Here is a 4,288-nt window from a genome sequence, read left to right as displayed (position 1 = left end):
CGCTTGGCGCGGGCTGTTATGGGACTATGTTCTTGTCCTCCTACAGGACAAGAACATATATCGTTAAAGGACAAGAACATGTATCTATTCCCTCTTAGGATAACAAAAAAAGCTGATCTTCAACAAGATCAACCCTAGGTTTCTTACTTATCCATTTTTCTGAATCATTCGTGCATAAACCATTGGCATCTCAGATGTGACATTAGCAATCAATTGATGGATTTGACCCATATTCAAGCCAGCTTTCATCAACTTCATACCATATCGATGTTTAAACCCATTGGCTGTGAAATGAAAAATTTCCCCAGGTTCGTCTTTTATATTTGCTTTTTCGGCAAATCTATCTAGATTCCTTAAAAAAGACAATTGTAAAATTTGCCGACCGACACCTTTCTTTCCTTCATATCTTATAAAAATTAAGTTGTCAGGATTTTTTTCTCCAGGAAAATACTCTTCGACTTTACTTATATAAGTATTTATCAAATCAGATAGTTCTTTTGATATGGGCACCATTGGAAATTCATATCTGGAGTTAGTTTTCTCAAATCTAATCCAATAGTCACCAGTTATATGAATAATTGAATCTTTCTTCAGATTTAATATATCGATTAATCTCTTACCTGTTGCTTCCAACAAGAGCAATATTGTGGCATATTGATGGTTGAGTTTATCCAGATTACTTAATATTTGTTCCCACACAGTATCAGAGACCGGTTTGTAATCTTCGTCTTTTTTTGGGTTTAACTTAGGTCTATCTTCTTGATATATAAGTTTCCTAATTGGTAATTCAGGTGCTTCAGTCCACTCATATCGTTGTATAAAATACAAGAAATTTTCTAGACCACCTATCATTCGCCAGATATAATAATCAGTCGCTTCCTTTCCCCTATAATTAGTTGATTTATTTCCCCGTATCGGTGTGTTTTTTAAACTTTTCAGGTACTCATCCATATCGTAGCGGTTGAGTTTCGTTAACTCCGTCCAATCTGGCCATTTAAGCACAATGAATTTCAGAAAAGGTACAAGTGTATTAACTTCACTTCTTGCTGTTGAAAATTTTATTGAATCCTGTACAAACAACCGATGCTGTATATATTTTTTGATGAGTGGTTTGTATATGTCAGGGATTTTTTCAAAACTAAGATAATAATCTGCCCTAGTCGTATTATAAGGAATCCCTAACCTCCTGACATCCCATCTATCTTTTAATATTTCAGACTGATACATTTCCAAATTTGTGTTCTCTTTGTTGTGGCCGTACCTGTTAATAGACGCTAATATTTTGTTTCTCTTCATTTAACTCACCTCATCTTGTTGCTTCCTTATAAATTTAGTTTCGTCACATATTGATCCACATATACCTGCAGCTCTTTGTGTTTTTGGTCAATCATCATTGAAACAGCCAGAGGTGAAAAAGACCGCATCGACTTCCCTTTATTTTTCCATCTTCTGCAATCGATAGTACTTATATTTATTTTCCTATTCTTGTTAATACGAGTACAAATAAATCGTAATAGGATTCGTTCATTTTCTCTCTTGAGAACGAATAAAAAAAACATATTTGAATGTATGATCTTTTCGTACTCATTCCCCTTTGGTTTAGACAGTTCTTTGGAATTTAACAAAGCAAAATCTAACCAATTTATAAACATTTGATAAAGTTGATAAGCTGTAGTTTTGTTAATAATCCATCTCAGTGCATCTCCATCCACGCTTCCGAAATAACTTAACGTTTTATTGGCTGCTCTAAAAAGATGGCTTAATCTTTCTTTATAAAGCAAGCAAACGACATTAAATTGTCTCTTTTCCTTCCCTCTATTTGGCACTCCTTGCAAAGGACCGTAGAAATTCGGCAAACTTAGTGAACTCTGTTTCCAAAAAACATAAGCATAGGCAATTGGGCATATTGGTGGAAAGTCATCCTGTTCTTCCTTTAAAAGCAATTGAAGTCGTTTGATACAATCTAAATGGAGACGATATGTTTTTTTTATGTGCTTGTCTATCGTTTTAAATATTTGTCGATTATCCATAAATATTTCTTCATATAGGCTTTCCAAGACTTTATCTTTAAGGGCATCTCCGGATGGATCGATCTTATATGTAAAAAATGACGATTCGATAAACGGATTGCCTTTTCCTTTTTCTGTGACTTGATTAAGCATGTTGAAGTTTAAATTTTCTGGAACATATATAAAACGCTCGTTCGAAGTCTTTAGATGTTCGGGAGCAATCCATTTCGCTATATCTGTATTAATAAATTTTGAAGTATCAACTTCCCATTTAAGCCATCGAGTTGATAGATCCGCATACTGATATCCACATTTACACGTAAATGCGGAGCTCATATATGTATCACTAAGGATATATGGAGTTTTTTGTCTACAGGCAGGACACTCATCTTTTAAGGGTTCATTATGAAATGGACAAATCTCAAACAGAGTGAATTGATGCATTAGACTGTGATATCCATTTAATATACATTTAGGACACCAGCGTATATGTAATGAAAACCATTCTTCTTTACGCGCTGTATTTCCCAAAGGATGCAACAGGTTTTGGATCACTCCTCTTGTTAGGGAGTGTACATTCACTTGAAATTGCTTAGTAACCTTTAGTTCATCCAAGCCATTTAAAGTAAGTAGATCTCTTACATGATTACCTAGATGATTATTCTTAATAGAGAGTACATCCTCAGTCCCAAAGGTTCTTAGAATAAGGGATTTATTGATTATATTTGCATAACTAAACTTTTCAAAAACGGACCATGCCGATTCATATGGCCTGATCCATTCTTTTCTCCATATTGCACCCATTGTATTCCCCCCTCTCACCTTATCCTTGGGCAAGGGCCATATATATTTCAGATTCAATATACCCTGAAGATTCAATTGCCTCTCTCCACAATGGCTCGGTTAGCCAATATTGACTATCACCATGAGAACCGTTTTTCTTTAATGCATTTTCAACCGTAAAAGCAAAATATTCCATAGGGATCTCAAATACAGAACGAACTCCATGCTCTTTACGTATTTTCTCAAAGAGATTAAACAAATTCTTGCCTTCCTTTTCTAAACGCTCCCCATTATTATAAGCATCGGAAAAAAAGTATTTTGTAAAACTCCAATCACTATTCTGAGGGTAACATGAAATTTCTGCTGAATCGTAGCACTTTAAAACTAACATCATTTCTTCTACAGAGCGAATGCCGTAAAAATGATGTTCATGTGTCATAAACCGACCGATGATTTGGGATTTTTTTTGTTCTAAAAAAAACGTGCGCCGAGAAAGTAGTTCTTCTTGTCCTACAGAAATAACGGACATACTCACATTCTCTCTGTCTAGTTGGTTATAAATATCCATTAACCAATTATAATGAAACTCAGTTAAGCGATGTGCCTCATCCATAATGAGAATTATTCTTCGCATTTTGGACTTCTCCGCTTTTTCAAGCATGAGATTTACAATTTGGCGTCTCATTTCAGCAGGCTTTCTTACCGCTGGAAATGGAAATTTAAAATCCGACAAGAGGTCATAATAAAATTTTTCCTCATTCGGAACCTTATAAGAGTTGCTGTTAGCCATTAAAATGGGCAAAGGTACCCCTATACTTGTAGGTAAATTCTCAATAGCAAATCGTAAAGCATACGTCTTTCCTAATCTTGGTCTTCCATAAACAATCATCCCTGGCAATCTGCTATCAACAATATTGGTTATTTTCACCATTAGTCTTAGGACTTCTTTTGTTGGCATCAGATAATGCCCCTGCTCTATTGGGTGAGTTCCTATTGGGACATTTGGTCTATCCATAAATTTTGCTCCTTTCTATCCTAAAGACTCGTTTTGTACATTTTTTGCAACTGTTCGTACACTTCTATCTCATCAGATAATTGTTTCTTTTTAGAAAAATCTCTTGCATCCTCGAGGGCTTGGTTGTATTTTTCTGCTTGTTCCAGTGCTTTGGTTTGTTCAGCAGGTTCATTTACTCGTTTCCCCTTTTTATTAGAAGCCTCTCTTACCTGTGTCACTTTATTGGCTGCTCCTCTTTTTCCTTCAGTTGCATTTTTCATCAAATAATCCGTGTAAATAAATACTGGATCGTCCCATGTTGTATAATGAATGAGTTTTCGCTGAACCAATGAGTTTATAGCCTTTCGCGTCTGTAAAGAATGTGGTGTTAATGACCACTTTCCTGCAGCAGTAAGATAGTCAAACTCACTACCATCTTCCAGATAAGCTTTAACAGTACGTAGGTCATCGACATTAACATGGAGATGAAGCTCCTTGTTTA

Annotated in this window: 3 protein-coding genes and 1 pseudogene; all 4 read right to left on the bottom strand. The window is 35.4% G+C overall.

The genetic code is table 11. The annotated features are described in order from the left end of the window. Positions 1-147 precede the first annotated feature (147 nt). On the bottom strand, positions 148-1,296 hold the full coding sequence (locus AQR02_RS12195) for a tyrosine-type recombinase/integrase (protein ID WP_054940728.1): 1,149 nt from the start codon (positions 1,294-1,296) through the stop codon (positions 148-150). A gap of 26 nt (positions 1,297-1,322) precedes the next feature. After that, positions 1,323-2,813, bottom strand: a complete 1,491-nt coding sequence (locus AQR02_RS12190) for a TniQ family protein (RefSeq protein ID WP_054940727.1) — start codon at positions 2,811-2,813, stop codon at positions 1,323-1,325. A 19-nt stretch (positions 2,814-2,832) separates the two neighbouring features. After that, positions 2,833-3,807, bottom strand: a complete 975-nt coding sequence (locus tag AQR02_RS12185) for an ATP-binding protein (protein WP_054940726.1) — start codon at positions 3,805-3,807, stop codon at positions 2,833-2,835. A 20-nt stretch (positions 3,808-3,827) separates the two neighbouring features. Then, positions 3,828-4,288 (bottom strand): annotated as a pseudogene (locus AQR02_RS12180) (hypothetical protein); the annotation flags it as partial.

This window comes from Paenibacillus ihuae (assembly GCF_001368795.1).
Lineage (GTDB): Bacteria > Bacillota > Bacilli > Paenibacillales > Paenibacillaceae > Paenibacillus_AQ > Paenibacillus_AQ ihuae.
The sequence above is the reverse complement of the archived record's forward strand: the minus strand, read 5'-3'. Positions and strand labels throughout refer to the sequence as shown.

Bases quoted from the DNA above. Each gene is read 5' to 3' on its own strand.
- AQR02_RS12195 (WP_054940728.1), bottom strand. From the start codon at position 1,296: ATGAAGAGAAACAAAATATTAGCGTCTATTAACAGGTACGGCCACAAC.
- AQR02_RS12185 (WP_054940726.1), bottom strand. From the start codon at position 3,807: ATGGATAGACCAAATGTCCCAATAGGAACTCACCCAATAGAGCAGGGG.
- AQR02_RS12190 (WP_054940727.1), bottom strand. From the start codon at position 2,813: ATGGGTGCAATATGGAGAAAAGAATGGATCAGGCCATATGAATCGGCA.